Here is a 20,909-nt window from a genome sequence, read left to right as displayed (position 1 = left end):
ATGCCGCCAACCGGGCCCAGCCGAGCAGATGCGGCATAATCTGGATCGCGGCATTATGCGCCAGCTCATGCAAGGCCGTTCGATGCCAGTTGATCGGCTCGAAATAAGCTTGCGGTGGCGGCACCTGCACATAATCTTCTGTCGGCGCATAAAAGGCGCGGTTGCCGCCGGTGCGGAAGTCGATGCGAGTCGCCTTGATGAGCTTTTCGACCTGCGGCTCGATCAGGTCTGGCGGCGGAGGCGGCGCTGTTGTTGCGATCTCCGGAGGCAAGCCCTCGCATTGATCGATGTTGAAAAGTGTGAAGCGCTTGAGGAACGGAATGGTCTGCGCTTCCTCACCGTTCTCGCTCGCGCGGCGCTGTTCGTCGACCGGCACAAAGCGGTCGGCATAGACGACGGTCGTGCCGCGCTCGCCCTTGCGAACGTGACCACCGAGCGATAGCGCCTGGCGGAATGTGAGCCAGCTCTGACCTGTGAATGCGCGTTCGGTGGCAGCCCCCCAGAGAATTAGTATGTTAACGCCGCTGTATTGGCGGCCGGTCGCAGCACTCTTCGGCATGGCCAAAGGCGCCCTCGCCGCCGCGGTGCCCCAAGGCTGCACCCACGGCACACGGCCGGCCTCCAGTTCGGCGATGATCTTGTTGGTGATGTCGTCATAAAGGCTCGTCCGGTCCTCACCGGTGCGCGCCCGAGGATGATGTCTGGACATCGCGGATCTCCGCGACGGGCGCCGCGAGCCTCTCTCGCAGCCTGTAACCCGTCACGGCAAAACCGCGCGACACTCTTACTCTCAGCCTCTCATTCAGAATGCGACATTTGCGACCCGGTCCGCCTTCCGTCCCAAGTTTTTAGGACTAGATACTGAGATGCCTGGGGCCCCAGGCCCGACCGGGCGTGCGCCAAGAGCGCATCGCCTCGACGGGAAATGGCACCCGGAGAGCGTGAGCATAGCGACCCGAAGGGGCACGCGGGTCCGAGTGCAGCGACGAGACCGGTTCAATAGTGGCACCCGGGAACGGGGCAGTGATAGCGATCGCCGCAGGCGGGCCCCTTTCCCGAGTGCCCCCGGCGAGGAGCTCCGCAGCTCTTGCGCGAGCTCTTGCGCGAGCTGGGGTAATCCGATCCCGGCCACTCGCTAATCTTGTGCTGGGGTTGATTCGGCCCAGCAAAGGAGACAAGCGATGGCCCTGTATGTCGGACTGGATGTTTCACTAAGAATGACGTCAATCTGCGTCCTCGAAGCGGACGGCTCACAGGTATGGGAAGGCAAAGCCGAAAGTGAACCGGTCCCCTTGGTAAAGGTGCTTTCGCCTTGGCGAGACAAAATCGCTCTCGTCGGAATCGAAGCTTGCCCGCTTTCCGAATGGCTTTACGGCGCATTGGCTGAGAGTGGGTTTCAGGTCATCTGCATTGAGACCCGGCATGCACAGCGCTTCTTGTCCTCTCGTCCCAACAAGACCGACCGCAGCGATTCGCGCGGCATCGCCGAGATGATGCGTCTCGGACACTATCGATCGGTTCATGTGAAGAGCAAGGCATCGCAGCTGCTCCGAACGACCCTGATCGCGCGCAGGAAGTTCGTCGATCACATGCTGGCGATCGAGGACACGATCCGGGGGTTGATGAAGGTGCATGGATTAAAGCTTGGTGCAGTGCACCGAAGTCGGTTTGCGGCGAGGGTCGAAACTCTGCTGGCGGATGCGCCAGACTTGCGAATAGCCATCGAGCCGTTGCTCGAAGCGCGAAACATGATGCGTAAGCACAAGGCCCTTATGGATCGGCAGCTTTCGCAAATGGCTCGCAAGGATGATGTTTGCAAGCGATTGATGACCGTATCCGGCGTTGGACCGCTCGTGAGCCTATCGTTTAAGGCGACGATTGACGATCCAAATCGGTTCAAGGATTCCAAGGCCGTGGCGGCGCATCTGGGATTGACCCCTCGCGTCTATCAGTCGGGTGAGATTGATCGATCCGGCAATATCAGCAAATGCGGTGACAAGCTGATGCGGCATGCGCTCTATGAAGCCGCGAACTCCCACATGCGGATTTCCAAAAAGTGGTCGACACTTCGGGCCTGGGGCGTCAAGCTCGCCAAACGTATCGGGTCCAGAAAAGCATGCGTGGCAGTTGCCCGCAAGCTCGCGATCATCATGCATCGAATGTGGGTCGAAGAAACGGACTTCCGCTTCGGAAAGCCGCCTGTGACCCAACCCACATAAGGATCGTCCCGGCGCAAGAATCTGCCCTGCCGAGGACGTGGGGAGGGTCAGTCCGTTTCGATCCCTGTGCGGTGCTCAAGCACGCGCTGTGAGCTTGGACGACCTAACTCGCCGGACCCCATCATGGAGCATGCCGTAGGGCTGACTCCGGACAGAAGCGTGGGCCAGGCAGTGGCAAATCGCGGTACGATAGTCGCATGATGCGGCAACGATCGTTACCCGAATGGGCGGAGACGCCGGCAAACGGTGGCTCCGGTCGCGGGCCTATGCCCGAGACTAGAGCGTGACCGATCGAAGGGCTGGCCGTCCAAACATCCTTTCTCAGTTTGCCCAAAATTCGGAGGTAATTGGGACTCGCGGTGTCGCAAAACGACGATTGCGCGACGCCTCGAATATCGCTCTACTAAACTAAAATTCCTATTCGTGACGGTCGCAAAAGTGTTGCCCGTCCTTGCCTTGGACCTTGACGTGACTGAGCTCGTTATCTTCGATTCGGATGGCGTTTTGGTCGATAGCGAGATCATTGCGTCGACCGTCTTGGCCCGGACAGCATCTCAGGAAGGCGCAGCGATTGGTGTGGAGGAGGCTATCCGGTCTTTCCGAGGGCTAAAGATGGCGGACTGCGTACGAGTAATTGAGCGCAGGTTGGGCCGGGACGTTCGAGAAACCTTCGTCGCCGACGTCAGAAGAGCAACCGCGTTGGCGTTTGATGCCGAACTGAAGGCTGTCGACGGGATCCATGCGGCGTTAGCCGAAATTACCGTTCCGGTTTGTGTGGCGTCGAACGGGCCGATGTCGAAGCTCACGCATACACTTGGATTGACGAAACTACTGGGCCGTTTTGAGGGGCGCATCTTTAGCGCATATGAGGTGGGTTCGTGGAAACCAGACCCCGGCCTGTTCCTGCATGCGGCGCAAACGATGGGAGTCCATCCCTCACGTTGCATCGTTGTTGAGGACTCGGCGTCCGGAATTTATGCGGCAAAGGCTGCAGGGATGCGGGTCTTAGGTTTTACCGGGAGCGATCCGGAAGTTGAACTGGAGTTGGGAGCGATCTGCGAAGACCTTTTCCATCGAATGCGTGACCTTCCGGCTTTGCTGCAAGATCGTATAGAATGATCGCAACCGCCCCGCAAATGATGCGATATGGGTCAAACTGTATTCACCCTGCCGGCAAGCATGGCCGCTTCCACTCTGAACCCCTAAAAAAGGGGCTTGACGTCAGAGATCGGATTACAGAAGGGATCGAAGCCGGACGGCCGAGACGCAAAGCGGCTCGGTTCAACGAGAGCCCGATGCGGCGGAAGCCGCACGCGCACAAGCGGAAGAACTCCACCAGGGCTTAAGTCGGAGGACCTAGATTTCCTCGCGCGCATTGGTGTGCGCGTCATAGATCCTGATCTGAAGCATGGGAAAACGCTTCTTTAGTTCTTCCACCTGCCCTGGCGCCGCCTCTGGCTGCAAATTCGGCTTTGAGCCGGCCGTCCACTTCAAGCGCGCAACCAGAGGCCGGCAATTCACCGGTGGCTGCAACCATTTCATTCCCGTTGTGCAGTGAGGGGATTGGAAATGATGGGTAGAGTGAGCAGCCCAAACGGCGCCAGAGCCACCTGCCCAAGTGTCGTGATTGGCTAACGCCCGTTCTGGATTGGTGCCCCGCAGGGATCGCATCAAGGATGGGCATTTGCATCGTCCGAACAGGCAGACGGCCTTCCACTTGCGCGGATGCATGCACGATAGAGCCACGGCTCGACGTAGCTGCCCTTCCAAAGTCCTCGGCCCGCGCGCTCAGCCTCGCGCTGAGCTTCGTGATACCTGCCCTTCGAGTATTGGGGCCAATCCAGCGCAAGACCGTTGCGTACAAGCCAACCACCGAGATCCTTGCCTGCGACCGAGCAGGTCGCGACCGTGCGGCCATACGGGTCGAGGCTGACTGGAACACAATTGACGGCACTGCGGCCAATGAAGGCATCAAGGTCGTTCGCGGCCTGAGCACCACACCGATATTGCAGACTGTCGTCGCCACGGCACAGCTGGCTGCTCTCCGGTGCATCGATGCCCCAGAGCCGGATGCGCACTCCATGTATTTCCAATGTGTCGCCGTCGATAACACTGGCCTGGCCGACAAAATCGTCGGCCAATGCTACGCTCGACAAAACGGCGATAATCAATGCGACAGAGGTTCGACGCATTCCAATGACCTTCTAGCTACCGCAAATCTCGTGGATCGGATTTCGGCCAGTTCGCGAGTGGCTTCAGCGCCGGCAGGTTCTCGGGCGGCTCAGGATAGTGAAACTCCGTGCGGCGCCGCCAGTGTCCCTCGGAGCGAGCCCAGAGCAGAATTGCGTCCATCAGCCAAGTGAATTCGTAAACCTTTCAGACGCCGTCATTCATTATAACTTCGCCGGTCGCGTTGGATGCCCGCTGTTCAGCCGGCGAAGCGCGTAAATTTCGTCCCAGCGCGCCCCTTTCGGAGGACGCAAGGCGCTGCAGCGCCCTTTACCAGACGAGGGGCTGAACGTCGTCATGCGCGATGCGGACAAGGAAGGACAAGATTGCGGCGTGGCTGGTTTTGCACAGGGCGGCGGAACACGTGGAAAAGCACCTGCCCCAACGATTTGGAATCCCTGCTCTGTGTTAGCAGCCCGGAACGAACCGAGGGCTGCAAGGATCCGTCCCTCGCGGAGGAGCGATCTTGATGCTGATGACCAAGGAGAGGCGGACGGCGATCCGCACGGTACGGGGGTGGGCGATAGCCGTGCTGCAGGAGGCAGGCGCGATCTGCGAGTGTGCGTACCATGGCTGGATGCAGGACCGCGCAGATCCGCACGCCCGTGAGCAGGCGTTCCAAATCGCCCGCCAGGATCCGCCACCGGGCCTTTCGCCCGAGGCGGCCGCCGGGGCTGTGACCGAGGTCCTGGACTGGATCGGCGATACTTGCCCCGAATGCCCGACCGAGGTCTAGGCACGCGCTGAACGATCGACGCCAGCAAAGGTGACTAACGCCCGAGACGCTTCTCGACGCGCTTGCGGCTGTTGCCGACCTTTTTGACAGCCTTTTTGACCGCTGATGCCGACCGCCCGGTCTTCTTGGACTCTGCCCAGTCGATCTCTGCAAGTTCGGCTGGCAACAAAGCCTCGTAGGTGCGAAGGGCCGCGTGGCCTGGGTGAGAGTCCACCGCGAAGGCGACCAATTCACGGGCCCGTGCGTCGTTACCGGTGACACGGTTGACCTCGGCCACATAGAGCGACAGGGCAGCTTCAAGCAGTAGCCCGATATTGGTCACTCCGGCTGTATGCCGCGTCTTGAAGTAGGTTTTGTGCAGTTGCTCCAATTGCTCCACCGTCCACTCAATAGGAAAGCCCGTGATGAGATGAGCAACGAGGCTCTCCACCGTGGGAACATCGAAATCGGATTTAAACTTCTCAAAGAGGGCTGGCCATTGTTTGCAGCTGAACTCTGGGCCTGCCAACTGATGGAACAGATAACAGAGTGTCACCATCGGAAGCCGCTGGCTCGGCTTTCGTAACCCGGGCACCTGGTCCTCCACCATGGTCAGGACCGGCCGCAGGTCGGTTAGCTTGGCGTCCTTTTGACGAGGAGTACGGCAGCACTAATTTGCTCCAAAAACGCCGAAAGCCGTACCGGCGCACTTTTATGATCAAAGCCCCCGGTCGAGGCTACCCAATATTCGGGAGAAAGCTTGACGGTAACGATACCCGGCAGCTCTCCGCGGTAATTGAATGTCTCGCGTTCAACGGTGCGTCCACGTGCGATGAACTGCATGATGATGTGACGAGCGAGCCGAGATAGGCCTGCGAACGACAACGTTTCCTTCTTGTCGACCTCGGTAGCCTCGGGAAAGCCACTTATGGTCAGTTGGCGCGGAACATCGTGCAAGAGATGCACATAGCCTGACCGGATCGTGTACGCTTGCTGAAGCGCAATGGGAAGATCGGGCCGACCTATTGGTCCTTGCGCACCGGCGGCCTCTTCTCGGAAGAATGACGGCGCAACATGCGCCATGGCGAAATCGCGGAAGCGTCGCGCCAGCGCGACATGCTCGTTGGAAAGAACCCCGTCTCGGACTCCACCGGCGACTTCGTCTGACGCATCCTTCAGGGCTTCATCGATTTTGTTTCGTTTGCGCGAGTCGTAGTCGCTCCACTCAGCTACGTGGCCATCAAAGCCCTGCGCGAGAGATTCTATCGACGTAACGAACAGCGTGTAAGCGAGATTCAGATCGTCCGCCAACCGATGTGAACCGATGACGAACTGCCTAATAGCACGCATGGCCCCGACAAACGTCTCACGCTCGAGCCCGATTAATTGCGTGATGAATGACCAACGCTGCAGCTTCGCCGTCCCTGGCGTGGACGTCCTTATCGAACATGCGGCGGATGAACCGGCTTGGCACCGCCTCGATCCCAAGGCTCGGCCGTTCGGCCAAGAGAAGGCGCCGCGTAAGGTCGGGATCGGGAGTGCAGGTCACATTCAAAAAGAAGGAGATGACTGCGGCGAAGTCATTCAGAAGGTCATCGCCACTTGTCGCAATAAAAACACCCGGCTTGGGACCGTCGGGATGTTTCTCCTGCTTTTCCAGCATCTCGCATGTGAGCGTCGCAAGGGAGTGGAGGCCGGTCGAGGGATAAAGGGACCCTACGGGCGTAATGATCTTCTCACCGCGCATAACGCGGTAATCGGTATAGAAGATCGCGCGGTGAAGCGTTTCGTATCGCTCGCCGGGTGGAAAGAACTTCTCGGTGATAATCTGCAGCATGACCCGTGACCTATTGGTGTTCTACGATCGAGGCGGTCCCGGCGGGAACCCGTTCAATCCTCCAGGCCGTGCGTAGCCGGTCTTGTCGAAGACCTCGTCGAAGAAGGCCAGCAGGGCCGCGTTGATTGCCACGGAATCGGCCGAACCAAGCTCGACTTGCACGATGGCTTCGTCGAATTGAAGCGGACCGCGAATGTCATCCTGGTGAACGCCGAGATGCGCACCCCGCATGTTCAACAGGCCGAGTTCGACCTCGCAGGGGAACATCAGTCGAAGACGCTGGACGGCAAACGGCACGTTCGCATGGAGCGCGCGATAATAGCCTTTTTCCAAGGTAACCACGGGAATGAGCGGCAACGGAATGTGCGCCTGACGCCATGCCCGCTCGCGCGTAATCAATGTATCCGTCAGGCTCCAGAGCTCGCCGTTCTGAAAGAGTTGCGTCGCCCAGCGCAGGGGCCGCAGGCCCCATCGGGTACGCGCCGGCGGGATCGTAATAGATCGCCCCGTAGGCGTTCACCGTGGTGAGACCACGTGGCCGGTCGCCCGGATCATTTCGGACTGATTAACGTTGGCGTTGAGGCTCGACACCGTCAGCGGTGTTTCCCGGCGCTCCATAGGATTAATGCGCATGTAGCCGTCGGGGGCGCCTGCGAAAGCAAACCGGATCTGATCGACGTTGGGCACGCCGATCTCGGCGAGTACCTCGCCTTGCGTAAAATAGCTGCCCTTGCTGAAGGTGGACGGCGTTCGCAGGAAGGCAGGTTTTGCCTTCCGCGCACGATCCTGACCGCCATCCAGCCCTGAAATGATCTCGAAGGCGGCTGCGCTGGCCGCATCGGCTGCGCGCTGTTGCGATCCTTCCTTGTCTGCGTTCGCCTTGCCGGACAACAGGTCCGAGATGCTGCGAATGACGGCGCCTTGCGTTGGGTGACTGATATGCACCCCCTTGAGGAATCCGCTGCCTTCCATCTCGACGGCGATGGCATCGCCATAGTGATCCTTAATCAGCGTCGCGGTGGCGGCCTTCTTCGAAGCCACGACTTTCTCACCTGCCGCGATCGGCGCGACGAAGAACGCGGGGTCTCCGTGTCCGACCGCAGGATCAAGCCGCGACTTCCAGTCGTTTCCTTGGCGGATAACGCGGGCGCGCTGATCCAGCGCATGGGCCGTGATCTGGACGTCCGGTCGCGGCTGGAAGCCCTTGGCGGTATCCTTGCCGGACTCATAGCCATAGACCTTGGTTGCGACCACCACGTCGCCGATGGCCACGTCCTTCACGCCGCCGGCGACGCCGACGAACAGCGCAACATGGGGCTTGTAATGCTCAAGGGCTCGAACCGCGATTGCGGCGGCGCCCGCATTGCCGCGGCCGGCTTCGACCACCGCAATATCCCATCCCTCGAACTCGCCCTTGAAAAAGCCGGTGCCACCGACGGTCTCAACGTTGCATTTCCCGAGCTACCGCAAGACCGCGCGCGTCTCGACCTCAAGGGCGATGACGATGACAGCAGTGGGGGATGGGCGTTGTGGCACGCGGCAAGCTCTGTTGGTATGGGGGTACGACTTAATATACAGGTGCTGGTCCGGCTTCGCCTAGCGGTAATCGCGGTAAAGCCAATGATCGGCATGTCGATGATCACCCAGCACGTGCTGGTGCTGCTGCTGGCGATCATGGTGATCATGGTGATCATGGGCACGGCGATGATCATCCTGATGCTGCTGCTGCTGATGGTGCAGCTGCTGGTCACCACGATCATCATCGGCATGATCATCATGGTCGTCGCGGCTAGGTCGCCTTCTCCCCGTCCTTCAGGGCTCGGGCTTCCTGTGCGCGCGGCATCAAGAACTCCGCGAGCATCTTTGCCGCATCCGTCAGCGGGCCCGGGTCGACCGCGACCTGCTTGGTGAACGCCGCCCACTGATCCTTCTTGCCGACGTCCTCGGTAAAGGTCGGGGTGAATGCGTCCAGCAGTGCGGTCGGAATCTCGGTCTTGCGGCGCGCGAATGTCGCCTTGATGGCGCGGGCCAGCGTGTCGCCCTCGAACTTGTAGGAGCGGATCAGCACCCAGACGTCGTAGAAGTCTTTCAGGCGGGTGTTGGCGAGGCCGAGCGCGACCATCGCCTGGAATTTCTCGGCGATGACAGTCTCGCGCGGATAAGAGCGCAGCTTGGGCGCCGGAAAATCCAGCAGCACCGGCAAGTCGGTCTCCTGCACGCCGGGCTCGATGGCGTCGCCGAATGCGATATCGATTACGACGCGAACGCGGGCATTATCGACCGTGGCATTGCCCTTAATCCGGACGCCGCCGTATTCGTTTTCGTCGCGGATGCGGTCGACGGTGAAGCTGGCCGGGTCGAAGATGACGCCGTCGGCGGCGTCGACGGCGGCGATCTCCTTGAATATCGCAAGGAGGGCGTCGGGGTCGGGATTGCCCGAGCCGAGAAGGTCGATGTCGCGCGTCGGCCGGAACTGGTTGTCGACCCAGGTCGCGAGCAGCATCGCGCCCTTGAGGACGAAGCGGTTGCGATAGTCCGTCGAGCCGAGGCGATAAAGGAGCCGTTCCAGCACGTAGCGGGTGAGGAGAAGGTCGAAGGGCTGATTGCGCTCTCTGGAGAGCGTGAGCAGTCGCGCGCGAACCGAGGCAGCGACATTCTTGGGCGGGTTAGCCATTGGCGGTCATCGCTTCAATATAAGGTTGCATGGCCTTCCAAACCCCGGCCTTGCGCGCGAAATCCGCGATTTCCGAAGGCTTGGCCTTGCGGGTTCGCAGGACCTCGCGCAGGCCTTCGAGCGCGAGGTTGAGGCCGGTGCTGTGACGATAGCGTGTCCCGGCGCTCCGCCGGTAGCGAAAAAGATCGACGACGGTCTTGGCGGGGCTGAAGATCTTCACCGGGCAACCTTCGATCGTATGAATCTCCACGCCCTCCTGAAGCCGCTCCGGGTTGAAGCGAACGAACTGAATGGGCGGATTGGTTGGAAGGGGCTGGCGGTCTTTGGGACCGATGGCGAGCCAGACCATCGAAGGAATGGTATCGGTCAGGTCATGAAAGGCGAGCGCCGAGGTGAGCGCGACGACCCCTTTGGGAACGCGCTTGGCGGCTTCGGCGAGGGAATGGTGCGTATCGATGGGCGCGTCGGGCAGCTGGTACAGCCCGCGCCCGAGTTGGACAACGAGGCCTTTTTCCTTCATGCGGGCGATGGTCGCGGCTGTGACGCCTGCCGTGGCAAGCTCGGAAGGGCGCACGATGCCGCGTTCCTTGAGGAGTTCGATGGCACGGTCTTGTTGGGTCGACGATGGCTTGGCCATGGCTTATGATCCGATTTGTCGGATATATTCGATTTATAACCTGCATTTCATATCACGAGGAACTACCGCAAACAACCCGTAAATTGTCACGCAACCCCTTGATAGATATGACATCCTATGGACCAAAATCCGATCCGGTACACCCCGCTTGTCGCGCCGCAATTGGCGTGGTCGGCTACGACCATGCTGGCCGCGATCGCGTCCATGGCCGCCGCATGGCTAACCGCGAAAACTTATGCGCGCCCAAACCGCCGCCTCACCCAGTCGATTGCACGAGCCAAGGCGCTTGTTCCTTCCGGATAATAGATGCCGGCGCCATTGATCTTCGAAGGGGCGATGCCGGCATCCGCAAGCGTTTTCATCATCGTCTTGAAATCCTTCCATTGCTGCTTTGACTGAAGGAGCGGCACGCCAGATAACGTAGCGTGATGGCAGGCCCAACTCCGCAGCATTTCGTCGGGAATTTGCTGAACGAGATGGGCATCGTGGCTTATGAGACCGATTGTCCGAGCCAGCTTCTCACCAGTTTCGTGCTCGCGGCGCAAATGCCATGCGAGGAAATCAGCCGCCTGTAGGGGTGCGTACTGAAGCTCCTTGTCGCTTTTGAATGCCGGAAGCCCATCGATCAGATTTTGTGCCTCCGCCGGGAGGGATTTGATCATCTCGCTGAAAAACATCTCGACATCGACATCGACGCCCTGTTGCTCGTCGAATACGAACCTGATGGGCGCCCGTACTGGGCTTTCCGCGACATAGCGTGAGACAGTAGAGACGACCGTGAAGCACATCGTGAAATGCAACCGTCCGAAGCCGTATGGCGAGACCGGCTTCAGTTCGTCCTCGAATAGCTGACCATTTGCCGAAACTTCGTAGGAGATTGGCTTATAATGGGAGATGATGGCAGCGAGTCTTGCGACCTTGGCATCCCGCAGTTTTTCGTCCCACCGGCTGTAATGAAATTGCCCGCTGAGGTTATGGGCTTCGGATGCTTTCAGGTACTCGATCGCGGGCCACGCTTTTAGTTCCTGGTGCCAATCCTTGGAGAACGAGGCCCACACGTCTGCGCGATGTAGGTAGCCGGCCAGAAACAATCGCTTGTCGCCAGCTTGTGCCTTGGAATCATCGGTAAATGCTTGAAGTAAATTCAAGCGCGTATTCCTTCTGGCCAACCTCAAAAGCGTGCAAGGCGCAACCACGGTATAGGCTTGAGCAACCGCGTATCAAGGTTTGTTTGCCGATGGCATCGCGATCGTTGGCTGGTCCGGCCGGGCGTTCATGAGTGATCGCCAAGGACGAAGCCCGCTTCACTCCCTTGGGCAATGAGCCTGCGTTGTCTGCGAGGTCTCCCCGGCCGGTGCTTTGGCCCCCTCGAAAAGATCGTCCCGCTATTTGCTTTTGTTGGGGTGCGACGATGGGAGTCCATTCGCCTGGGACATAGGAAAGCATACTGAGGTTGAATTGCGACACTAGGAGGTAAATGACCGCCTTCGGGACGGCGTTGATTTCCTGTCCGAGGCGATCTGCACTAACGGCGGTATAACCCTTCGAATTCTCTGCCGGATGGGGATGCCGGTATCTTCAAGGATGCCGACGAAGTTATCGACCGCGGGAGTGTCGAGAGGCTTGACCTCGTTCTTGCATCCAAACGCAGTTTGTACCGGGTAGCCCTGCCTAAAGGTCGTCATCATCAGGCCCCATGCCATCGCGCCATGAGCTCACATCGACGGAGTAGTTGGTGTCGCCGAATGCAATATTGAGAGGATCGACGAGCGAGACTTGAATGTCGCAATGGAATGGAAACGACAAATCGGCTTCGGCTCCGTCACCACGACGCAGGTCCGAATTTGATCCCCATTGGAGGCCAATCGCGACGGTTCCCGTGGCGCGATAGGTTATGAAGTGCGCGCCAATCGAGCGAACCGATGTATCCCCGACATACACTTCTTCGACCGAATGATGCGTGGCAAGCTCATCGACCTCCTGAATCGTGTCGCTGAGGAGCGCATCAACGGCGGCATCGTCAAGTTCCTGTTGGATGGCGTTAAGGATCGTCGAGCGGCACTCGTGATAGGTATCGAGGAAGTTTGCCAAGGCTTCAATCGCACCGGACGCCGCCGCATCCTGCTCGTCATGTCCTTCAATGATCGTATCTTCCCGCCCGTGCACATGTTTGCTTAGGTTGTCGACCGCCTTGATGAGTCTTTGGCGGATTGGCGCAATCTCGATCTGAAGCGTGTCTTTTACAAACTCATCGCTCAACCCGCCCTGAATGGCGAAAACAATGCGTTGCCCCCGCGTTGGGATGTTACCTTCGCGCTCGGAAATGAACCACTCCGTTTGAACGACCTGATCGACAGGTGCGAGCATGCCCATCATATGCTCGAACAGGATACGCATCGCTGTGCTGAAGAAGTTGAGCCGCAGCGGGTTGGCGGCATCCGCCAGCGCATGCTGCGCCCCGGTGATCGTGGTCCGGGAGAAGTCGTCGACCGCTTTTGGCTTTAAGGCAGCTAGTTGATCGTTGAGCCAGGGCAATGCCATGGTACCCCCGCTAGATTTCGCCGCGCCGGACGCGGCGCTCGTGCTTGTAATCGAAGCAACGAGACATCCGGCGCAGGGGGCTTTGTGAAAACGCCATTTCGTTTCGTCATCAAGGATCGAAGTGAAGGTGTCTCCTGCCATACTGAGACCCAGTCCGTAAAACATTCGCACAAGCACGATATCGTAGACTTGAAAGGCGAGACTGTTGAAGCGGTTTAAGGTGCTAACGCTTTCCATCCCGGCGCCTTCCCCCTTGCGCTCGCGCGACATGGCGCTCTGAAACTGCGGCACAGCAGCATGCACATAGAGCGAGAGATCCCCGTAAAGCGACAGGATGGCCGCGTTGGTTTCTCCGGGTTTCTCGAATTCATCGAAGTATCGAAGCTCGGTTACGTAATCCTCAAAGCGCTTGCTACGGTCACCAAGGCCGGCAAGCCTTTCGTCAAACGACTTCGCGTCCACATGAAAGTCGCGAGACGACAGCTTGACCGCAGCTTCCAGCAAAAACCGCAACTCACGCCGAGCTGCGTTTTGCAGGCCTTCCTTCGCGCTCATTGTGATCGCGATTACGGCCTCGCTGAGATGCGGGGCGAAGCGGAACATGAGATAATCTTCTGCGGCGGAATACCGCGTTCCTTGCAGGCGAATATAGGACTGGGCCGCCAGCAGATCGGAGCCAATGCCCTCCAGATAGCGCAACGCATCCTGGAACGAGCGGCTATTTAGAACGCCTTTTCATAGTTTTCGCGCTTTATCTTCATCGCCCGGAAGATTGCTCCAAGCGGGTTCTCGTCACCTTCGGGTACATGATCGCCATCGCTTGTCGTCATCGTCTATCTCAAAAGAACTGCTGCGGATCATGGAAAGCGGAAGAGAGGTCTCGATCTCGTTGCATGATTGCGTCGATTACGGCAAGTGTGTTGTCCATCAGCGCCATATCTCGATCACGATTGGCCGGGTATAGCTTGTTTCCATGGAACAGATTGTTCCTGACTTGCCAAACGGCATCCAGTAACTGCCGTGTATTGCTTAGCTCAGGCAGTTCATTGCCAAAATTCGGCCTTGCACCAGCCTGCACAAATAGATTCTTCGGCGGTCTCTGGATCAGGATTGGGGCGATTTGTGCGTCCCGGACGGCTTCAAAGAAGTCGCCCGGCAAGTTCGCTGACAGTATTTCGCGGCAAGCCTCGGCAACCCTGTTGTGGTGAGTCCGGCGGAGGAAGCCGCACTGCTTCATCGCGAACTCGAACCGCGCGAAGGTAGCGAAAAATCGCAGCGTTTCGTCGGCTGGGAGGCCATTGAGGAGTTGGTGCGTGGTTAGCATCCGCTGTGCCCAGCCAGGAGTTTTCGGCGGATGGAATACGGCAAGAATGGGCTGAAGCCGGTCTTAAAGCGAGCCTTCATGATAATAGACTCTTCCGGCAAAATAGAAAAGATATCGAACACATAAGTTCGCCTGTCGAGAAGACGCGTGGATGGCTTTAGCGAGCCCGCCCATGTCCTGCCGAACTGCGCCGCTGGCTTGAGCGAACGAGGGGCCCCGGACAGGGGTGCACGCACGGTTCCAGACAACACTATAACGGATCAGCGAACGGCGGCTTGCGACGCTCGGCGGTCATCATCATCGCCAGACGGTGGCGCTCCTCCGCGAACTCTGTATGAATCATTTTCTTGGAAACGGAATCGATAGCAAGAAACTTCAGCTTGCCCATATCCGCTTGCGATTGGAAATAGCGGCTAGGCTCTTCACTTACCACGACAACGGTTGCGTAAAGGTCAAACAACCGGACAGAGACAACGATCTTCCCAGGAAGGACCGAGCTGTAGGCAATATGGTGACCCTCGTGGGGCGTCCAGTAATTGGAAAACGCCACGCAATCTTTCGCATCGAAGATATTGCCTATGTACAGATCGAGGGCGTCCAGATCGCTACTCATTACAGCGGCCCGCAACTTAGCGGCAAGGGGATCATCGAGATAAGCCTCACCCAGCCAGAGAAACGCCAATTCATAGACGATCTTCAGCACGGCATGCTGGACGTAAGCGAAGCTGACTTGCAGACTCTTCATAATGACAGGGGTCTGAACCGTCCGCTCTGTGTATTTGTTGGCTTCCGCTTTGAGCTCTTCATCGGACAGCGGTCTCAACTTGTGACGCTGCCGCTCCCGACGGATGATTTTCGGGATCTGATCTTTGTCCTGTGCATCCATCGTTATCTGACGAACCTTCTGACCGTCGGGCAGTACGGTATTTGCCGCATGATGCAGCTGCCTTTGACTTAGCTTTCCGGTGGCTTTGTCGAATGTTGTCTGGATGCGCCCAGCGGCCTCCCCGACGAGCGTGGCGTCGCCAAGGAATATCTCGTACCACTCCGGGACCGCGCCTGAATTTCCAGCCAGACCTAATTTCGCCCGCCGGGCGCGAACGGGTAGAAAATCGCAAAGCGCTGCATCAACATGCGCTCCGAGCTCGGAATTGCATTGATCACAAACGCGGTCGATCGTAAGGGGCCCGCCAATCGCGCGAGGAAACACATGCTCTTGACTTGGAGGCCGCTCCTTCAGGCAAAAAATGCAACGCATGACTTACCTCGATACGCGGTGATTTGACCGTTACCTAGGCCGTCCGCCTGTTTGCGAACCGAGAGAATGGTCCGCCGAAACGATCCTCGAACGGCGGAGGATCGTTGGGCAGCAAGAGAAGCGAAATTGCAAAATCATATTGCTCGGAGAGCACGGTCATTTCGAGCACGGGCTCAGGGAGCCAAATGCCGCCATCATGCTGCCGCGCCGTTTGGCGTTCCGCCGTCAAGCTCTGCGCAGTCAAGCCCTGCGCAGCCAAGGAGGCAACCGGAACGGCAATGGGGCCAAGGGACGTACGAAAAAATGCACCCGTCCGGAGCGCCTTTGCACTCGAGCGAGCCCAAAGAATAAAGCCGTCCCTCGAAACTACGAGAACGGCGCGTTTTTCAGTATAGGAAAGCCATCGAAGCACGGTCGCGATCAGCGACACTCGGTAACGCTCGGCACAGTCAGAGATGACGTCCAGGTCAACTACAGCATCGGGTTGGATAAGCCGACGAAAATCATCAAGCGGCATGAGCAAATTGGCGGCAAAAATGTTGGCTTGGTGCTCGACTTGGCCGTATTCAGAATCCCACTGAACGAAATCCTGCTCGCCACATCTGATACCGTCAGGATAGGCAAGACGGTGCAGAAGGTAATGGCCGAATTCATGAGCAAGCGTGAAATTAACTCGGCCAGTCGATCGCATTTGGTTGTTGTAAAAGATGCCCCAGCCTTTCTTGCCAGCCGGGGCCTTGTATAGAGCGCCATCGAAGCCGGGCAGACTATCCGCAACTATCCGTGAAATCGGATCATGCGGAAATTTTTGAGCGCTATATTCCTGGGCAACGGCGGTGACATTAATTGGAAAGTGTTCTGCTCCCAAGACCACGTTCAAAACGTGGGTGATCTCGAAGGCCCAACGCTCGGGAGAGAACGGCGAGGTCATGAGTCATCGCCCCAAAGCTTTACCATCTTCCGTATCTTTGCCTTGGTCGCATCATCCATTTGCCGGTACTGGCGATAAAATTTGGCGTCTGCGGCATCTTCGGTGGAGAGAGCCTCTCCTTCATCCAGAAGGTACTCTATCGTTGTATCAAGCTGATGCGCTATTTTAGCGAGCTTGTCCGCCGATGGGCGGGGTGGGTTCTTATTTTCTAGCTCCCAAATGTAACTCTTACTCGACTCCGAAAGCTCGGCGAGCTTGTCGAGACTAAAGCCCTTCTCTTTTCGAAGGCGGCGGATCTTGTCTCCAAGCGCTGTGGACATCTGTGTCTCTCCTTTATGAGCAACAATTGGAGTGACTGTCAGGCATTACTCGCCCGCCGAGATACCAGCTTCTTACGAATGAGACGAAATAGTTCAGCTTGATATTGAGCATCGTGCAAGGCGTTATGATCCGATTTTGACTTCGGGCTTAGCTTCCTATCAATCACGCTAGAGCGGGTATCCCGCCATGTACATCCGGTTGCCCCCATATAATAGGCTTTGATATCGAGGGCGGTGAATCCGAACGGGTTCCTCCCAAGAAATTTGTGAAAATAGTAATTTATGAAGGACCAGTCGAACGGCGCGTTGAAGCCCACGAACACCGGCGTATCGGCGTCCCCAATGAAGCTCTCGATCCACGCCGCAAACTGTGCCATCGCTTCTTTCGGCGGCACACCCGTCTTGGCTAATTGCTCCAGCGAGAAACCGCCAACGTCCAGAGCATTGGGCGCGGCATTTTGGTTGATCGGTTGTAATTCGCAGGAGAACACACGCGTCGGTTCGTCTACGTCGCAGGCACCGATTGAGAGAAGGCTGTATTCTCCCGGTATTGGGCCCGCCGCCTCAACGTCGATCGAAATGAAGATTTCGCGTTTGGAGTTCATGAGATTAGGGGCCCTGTGGCAACAAGGGGGGGGCGACTTTGAATCGCAGCCCAATGCTCTCGAAACGCTCGCCGTCGCTCCTCGATCGTTCCTGTCGTCTTCCAATGCAGGCCCGCGAAGGTGTGGATGTCGAACGGATGAGCACTCCCTTCCTTGACGGTCAGCATTGTCGGAAGGCTCCGGCCAAAGGCATAGCCAAGCTCCAAAAAGCAATTGGGTCGCATTCCCGTGATGTCGGCTAGGACGACCCGGCTCCTGTGCAGCTTAGCAAAGATTTCCTGATCGATGTGCGCGTGCTCGTATTTTTGCTGACCGTCCACGACAACCATACGATAACCCAGTTCTCCCTCAATTACCGGCTGCACCACCACCTGGAAAAACGCCTCTACATCGGCGAAGTCCGCATGGTCCGGATTTAAAAGTCGAACGACGAATGCCGGCGGCGGTTCCAGATTTTCCAGAAGGTCTATGATGCCCTTAACCTGATCGGCTGTGTCGGTACGCGCCGTGAAATTGATGCGATTCATCCAGGTGTGAGCGGTTTGAGCCACAGTTCGAAAGAGGCGTGGAGCCTGGCTGCTTGACAGACCTAGGATGAAAAGCCGGCGCGAGCCCTGATCCGCCGGGGTGACCTTGCTGCCGAGTGGCACAACCGGCTTTCCCGCGTCATGATACAAGTTAGCCAGAAACAAAACTCCCTCGGAACCACCGACAGTAAGGAGAATGTCGCCCCAGCGCGCCTGTGCCTCCATCCGCTTGCTGTTCATATTCCAATGGGACACGTTCTCGATCTGGATCAGATCTGAAGAACGTAATTCATCCCAAAGGCCCTGAAATTCTGCGGGGATCTGCTCTTCCGTCTTATGGTGCTGGACGGCAATGAGGAGGGGATTTGGAGCACCGGTCGGGCGACGGGCGAGATTCTTGTGCATTGTCTCCAAGACCAGCCAATCGAAGCAGATCGGCTTGCTGTCGACGGGCCGGAGCTTCTCGCCGTCAACCGGCAGGACGAAGGTCACCCCCCGCGCGACGAGCTCGCGGACAACGCCCTGCAGCAATTCGCGGGCATGAGCGACGTCAGCCGTCGAAGCATGAGCCAACTCCAGTGACACGCCGCCCGCGATGTGGACGCGGCGTCCAAACAGAGGCGACTTGACCATCAGCGATCCTCCAATGTCGGCGATGACTTCATGGCCAGAACAACCGACTTGAGATGCTCGAATGAGAGCGGGCGGTCCGGAAAGGCCAGCGCCAACGCGCTCGGATAAAGGCGGGTGCGAATATCCGAGTACGTCCACGACGGCTGCCCATTCTTTGCTTCGGTCGCGCCTACCAGTTGCGCGATTTGACTTTCTGGCAAGCCAAGGGCAGCCAAATCGAACTTGAATAGCTGTCGGCGCTCGTCAGCCGTCGGCCTCTTGAACTCCTCGACGATGGCCGCGCGTCTCTGCAGAGCGGGATCAAGGATGGAAAGCCTGTTTGTGCAAAGGAAGGTGACGACGCGGCCACCAAACCTGCGAAGATCGTCGATGCCTTGTATGAGCGTGTTGACGGCAACTTTATCTTCGTGGTGGCTATGGTCCTGAGACCGAGAAGCTGCCAGCGAGTCGCCCTCATCGATAATAAGGATCGCACGCCGCCCGCGGCCCGCGGATTGGGTCACGCGGTGGAACGCTTCCGAAAGGAGCGTCCCCATCTCTCCGACCTTGCCGCTACCGCGAACACGGTTGCTGAGCTTGAATAAAATGGAATCTTCTGCGCGGGCGTCCGCAACAATGCGGTTGGCGAGGCATTCGGCGTTAGCCGTTTTTCCTGTACCCACATCACCGTGAAAGATGGCGAGTGGATACTGTTCGGCGACGAGTTCGGACAGCAGCAACTTGCCGCCGTGGTGCTTCTTGTTCCAGGCACCGATTTCGTCGAGGCTCAAAAGGAGGCGAAGCTGATTGTGAACGCGCTTGTACCGCTCCTCAAATCCGAGCAGCGTCTTCGCTTTAGATGTTAGCGCGGGGTCCGGAAGCGGAGTTTCGCTGTCGAAGACTTTGGGAGCCGGCTGGTTCATGAGGCAAAATCCTTTCGCTGCATGCCGAATGCATTGCTGGCGTAATCCCGGTTGCCCGCCGACTTCAATGTCGCGTGACTAGTGTCGTCGCTTGTCGGACCCCAGTTGATCTTCAGCTTGGGGCTCATCGCCATCTTCTGGGTGGGGGTGTAGTCGTCGGTGTAGTAGAGGATGATGCGCAAGTACGGATTGGCAACCTGAGGCCACATGACCCCGCCGGGGCGGCTCATGGTGAGGTCGCCCGAGGTGGTGTTGACGGTATATTGCACCGCGCGCATCTCCACGAGACCGCTGAGCAAAGTGACGTCGACCTTTTCAAGGAACCCCTTCTTGGCGAGGGCTTCGACATCGTGGGCATATTCGCACGCCTTGGCTTCGGTGATGGCACCGGAGCTCTGCGCAATCATGACGAGGTCGGCGGTGAACCGTCGCGCGACCGCCTCGACATCGGCGTTGGTGTACGAATAGGTCTGACTGGCAGTTGCAGAGTGGGTCATGCGGGCTCCTCAACCTTGAAGCGGGGTCCAAAAATTTCTTTCCACACCTCGGTGTCATCCTCAGCCGACGCGAAGTGCGCGGCCTCCCAGGCGTTCTGTGCGGCGGCCACGATCAGCTGGCGCTCGGCCTCGGTGATGCGGCTGGCGACGTTGTTTAGGCTGTAGACCGGATCGATGATCACGACCGGGTCCTTGAACGTGCCGAACGGCGGCGTGTTGTCGGCGAACTGGATGCATTCCTTCAGGCCGGATTGCGCGATGTAGAGAAGGATGCGCCGGAACCGCTGCTCGATCGATCCGGTGTTGCCTTCGGTGTCGAGCAGGTGCGCGACAAGCAGCTCGATGATGAACGATTTGAGCGGCTTCAGCTCGGCGTGGTTGCGCCACTTCTTCATCAAGCGGACCAGGGTGCGGAAGTCCTTGTCCTTGTTCTTGCGATCACGCACGAACTTGATCTGGCAGGGAGCGCAGGTCTGAAGCCTCGACCCGTCCTGCAGATCGAACTGCCAGCCGTAACCGGGGCGCAGCGGGTCTTCAATGACCGGCACGATGTCGACGCTCAGGCCCGTGCCGACGAACGAGACTGTTGCGGCCTTGCGCTGAATCTCGAAGTCCTCGACATCCTTGTTGGGATAGATCTCGATCAGCAGCTTGTAGATGGTGTCGTTCAAGTTCTGCAGCGTCTCATGGTCGATGCTGCGGCCCGAGATATAGAAGACGACATCGACATCGACCGGGTCGGTCGAGGTCTTCCGCAGGATCGTGAACTTTGCAAAAGAGCCCGCCTTGACGACCTTCGTGACCTTGATCGCGGTCTTCTCGCGGACGGTGCCGCTGAGTTCGGCGATCAGGCGGTCAACCTGCTCATGATATTCTTTGCGCTTGTCGGCCGGCAGGCGCAGCACGTTTGCGTCGTAATACTGAAATTCTGTGTTGTTCAAGGGCACGTGGTGGCTCCTCTAAAGAGTCATAAAAAGTTCGGAATAGCGAACACCGTGAGTGAGTCTTCCGGAAATTACAAGGCGCAAAAATGCGCCTACTCCGAACATCCACAGGGGAC

21 protein-coding genes and 2 pseudogenes are annotated in these 20,909 nt (G+C 58.2%); 3 read left to right on the top strand and 20 right to left on the bottom strand.

The genetic code is table 11. From position 1 onward, the window contains the following. Window positions 1-55: 55 nt before the first annotated feature. A pseudogene (locus IVB07_RS40220) lies at window positions 56-709 on the bottom strand (ArdC-like ssDNA-binding domain-containing protein); the annotation flags it as partial. A gap of 472 nt (window positions 710-1,181) precedes the next feature. Here IVB07_RS40220 and IVB07_RS40215 point away from each other — a divergent pair. After that, on the top strand, window positions 1,182-2,219 hold the full coding sequence (locus tag IVB07_RS40215) for an IS110 family transposase (RefSeq protein ID WP_247457174.1): 1,038 nt from the start codon (window positions 1,182-1,184) through the stop codon (window positions 2,217-2,219). A gap of 468 nt (window positions 2,220-2,687) precedes the next feature. After that, window positions 2,688-3,338: an HAD family hydrolase gene (locus IVB07_RS40210; protein ID WP_247767957.1), complete on the top strand. Its 651-nt coding sequence runs from the start codon at window positions 2,688-2,690 to the stop codon at window positions 3,336-3,338. Between the two features lie 551 nt (window positions 3,339-3,889). Here the strand turns inward: IVB07_RS40210 and IVB07_RS40205 are convergent. After that, window positions 3,890-4,411, bottom strand: a complete 522-nt coding sequence (locus tag IVB07_RS40205) for a thermonuclease family protein (protein WP_247300134.1) — start codon at window positions 4,409-4,411, stop codon at window positions 3,890-3,892. A gap of 506 nt (window positions 4,412-4,917) precedes the next feature. Between IVB07_RS40205 and IVB07_RS40200 the strand changes: the two genes are divergently transcribed. Next, window positions 4,918-5,184, top strand: a complete 267-nt coding sequence (locus IVB07_RS40200) for a hypothetical protein (RefSeq protein WP_247767956.1) — start codon at window positions 4,918-4,920, stop codon at window positions 5,182-5,184. A gap of 34 nt (window positions 5,185-5,218) precedes the next feature. Here the strand turns inward: IVB07_RS40200 and IVB07_RS40195 are convergent. The 18 genes and pseudogenes from IVB07_RS40195 to IVB07_RS40110 form a co-directional block, all read right to left on the bottom strand. Next, window positions 5,219-5,332, bottom strand: a pseudogene (locus tag IVB07_RS40195) (DUF3606 domain-containing protein); the annotation flags it as partial. A gap of 464 nt (window positions 5,333-5,796) precedes the next feature. Continuing rightward, on the bottom strand, window positions 5,797-6,474 hold the full coding sequence (locus tag IVB07_RS40190) for a hypothetical protein (RefSeq protein WP_247767954.1): 678 nt from the start codon (window positions 6,472-6,474) through the stop codon (window positions 5,797-5,799). A gap of 55 nt (window positions 6,475-6,529) precedes the next feature. Then, window positions 6,530-7,000 (bottom strand): hypothetical protein, encoded by a 471-nt coding sequence (locus tag IVB07_RS40185; RefSeq protein ID WP_247767952.1) that lies wholly within the window; start codon window positions 6,998-7,000, stop codon window positions 6,530-6,532. Window positions 7,001-7,021: 21 nt separating this feature from the next. Next, window positions 7,022-7,399: a hypothetical protein gene (locus IVB07_RS40180; RefSeq protein ID WP_247767951.1), complete on the bottom strand. Its 378-nt coding sequence runs from the start codon at window positions 7,397-7,399 to the stop codon at window positions 7,022-7,024. A 117-nt stretch (window positions 7,400-7,516) separates the two neighbouring features. After that, window positions 7,517-8,386, bottom strand: a complete 870-nt coding sequence (locus IVB07_RS40175) for a hypothetical protein (protein WP_247767949.1) — start codon at window positions 8,384-8,386, stop codon at window positions 7,517-7,519. Between the two features lie 403 nt (window positions 8,387-8,789). Continuing rightward, window positions 8,790-9,674, bottom strand: a complete 885-nt coding sequence (locus IVB07_RS40170) for a nucleotidyl transferase AbiEii/AbiGii toxin family protein (RefSeq protein WP_247767948.1) — start codon at window positions 9,672-9,674, stop codon at window positions 8,790-8,792. Next, window positions 9,667-10,311, bottom strand: coding sequence for a type IV toxin-antitoxin system AbiEi family antitoxin domain-containing protein (locus tag IVB07_RS40165; protein WP_247767946.1), 645 nt, complete (start codon window positions 10,309-10,311; stop codon window positions 9,667-9,669). The genes IVB07_RS40170 and IVB07_RS40165 overlap by 8 nt, the downstream gene beginning before the upstream one ends. Window positions 10,312-10,544: 233 nt before the next feature. After that, window positions 10,545-11,459, bottom strand: coding sequence for a DUF3800 domain-containing protein (locus IVB07_RS40160; RefSeq protein WP_247767945.1), 915 nt, complete (start codon window positions 11,457-11,459; stop codon window positions 10,545-10,547). A 523-nt stretch (window positions 11,460-11,982) separates the two neighbouring features. Beyond that, on the bottom strand, window positions 11,983-13,551 hold the full coding sequence (locus IVB07_RS40155; RefSeq protein WP_247767944.1) for a hypothetical protein: 1,569 nt from the start codon (window positions 13,549-13,551) through the stop codon (window positions 11,983-11,985). Window positions 13,552-13,690: 139 nt separating this feature from the next. Next, window positions 13,691-14,176, bottom strand: coding sequence for a hypothetical protein (locus tag IVB07_RS40150; protein WP_247767943.1), 486 nt, complete (start codon window positions 14,174-14,176; stop codon window positions 13,691-13,693). Window positions 14,177-14,426: 250 nt separating this feature from the next. Beyond that, a complete protein-coding gene (locus tag IVB07_RS40145) occupies window positions 14,427-15,434 on the bottom strand; it encodes an HNH endonuclease (RefSeq protein ID WP_247767941.1) in 1,008 nt (335 codons plus the stop codon). A 34-nt stretch (window positions 15,435-15,468) separates the two neighbouring features. Beyond that, complete coding sequence (locus IVB07_RS40140; protein ID WP_247767939.1) at window positions 15,469-16,365, bottom strand: ImmA/IrrE family metallo-endopeptidase; 897 nt, start codon at window positions 16,363-16,365, stop codon at window positions 15,469-15,471. Continuing rightward, a complete protein-coding gene (locus tag IVB07_RS40135) occupies window positions 16,362-16,685 on the bottom strand; it encodes a helix-turn-helix transcriptional regulator (protein WP_247396089.1) in 324 nt (107 codons plus the stop codon). The genes IVB07_RS40140 and IVB07_RS40135 overlap by 4 nt, the downstream gene beginning before the upstream one ends. Window positions 16,686-16,723: 38 nt before the next feature. After that, on the bottom strand, window positions 16,724-17,290 hold the full coding sequence (locus IVB07_RS40130; protein ID WP_247767938.1) for a 3'-5' exonuclease: 567 nt from the start codon (window positions 17,288-17,290) through the stop codon (window positions 16,724-16,726). Next, complete coding sequence (locus IVB07_RS40125; RefSeq protein WP_247767936.1) at window positions 17,287-18,450, bottom strand: hypothetical protein; 1,164 nt, start codon at window positions 18,448-18,450, stop codon at window positions 17,287-17,289. The genes IVB07_RS40130 and IVB07_RS40125 overlap by 4 nt, the downstream gene beginning before the upstream one ends. Further along, window positions 18,450-19,352 carry an ATP-binding protein gene (locus IVB07_RS40120; RefSeq protein WP_247767934.1) on the bottom strand — a complete coding sequence of 301 codons (903 nt, stop codon included), beginning with the start codon at window positions 19,350-19,352 and terminating at the stop codon, window positions 18,450-18,452. Before IVB07_RS40120 ends, IVB07_RS40125 begins: the two co-directional genes overlap by 1 nt. Then, complete coding sequence (locus IVB07_RS40115; RefSeq protein WP_247396082.1) at window positions 19,349-19,849, bottom strand: hypothetical protein; 501 nt, start codon at window positions 19,847-19,849, stop codon at window positions 19,349-19,351. The genes IVB07_RS40120 and IVB07_RS40115 overlap by 4 nt, the downstream gene beginning before the upstream one ends. Further along, the gene (locus IVB07_RS40110) at window positions 19,846-20,796 is read right to left on the bottom strand and encodes a CBASS oligonucleotide cyclase (protein ID WP_247767933.1); all 951 of its coding nucleotides are present in this window, start codon (window positions 20,794-20,796) and stop codon (window positions 19,846-19,848) included. The genes IVB07_RS40115 and IVB07_RS40110 overlap by 4 nt, the downstream gene beginning before the upstream one ends. Window positions 20,797-20,909: the final 113 nt, after the last annotated feature.

Source organism: Bradyrhizobium sp. 172 (assembly GCF_023101065.1).
Taxonomy (GTDB): Bacteria; Pseudomonadota; Alphaproteobacteria; order Rhizobiales; family Xanthobacteraceae; genus Bradyrhizobium; species Bradyrhizobium canariense_D.
This window is presented reverse-complemented; position numbering and strand designations above follow the sequence as displayed.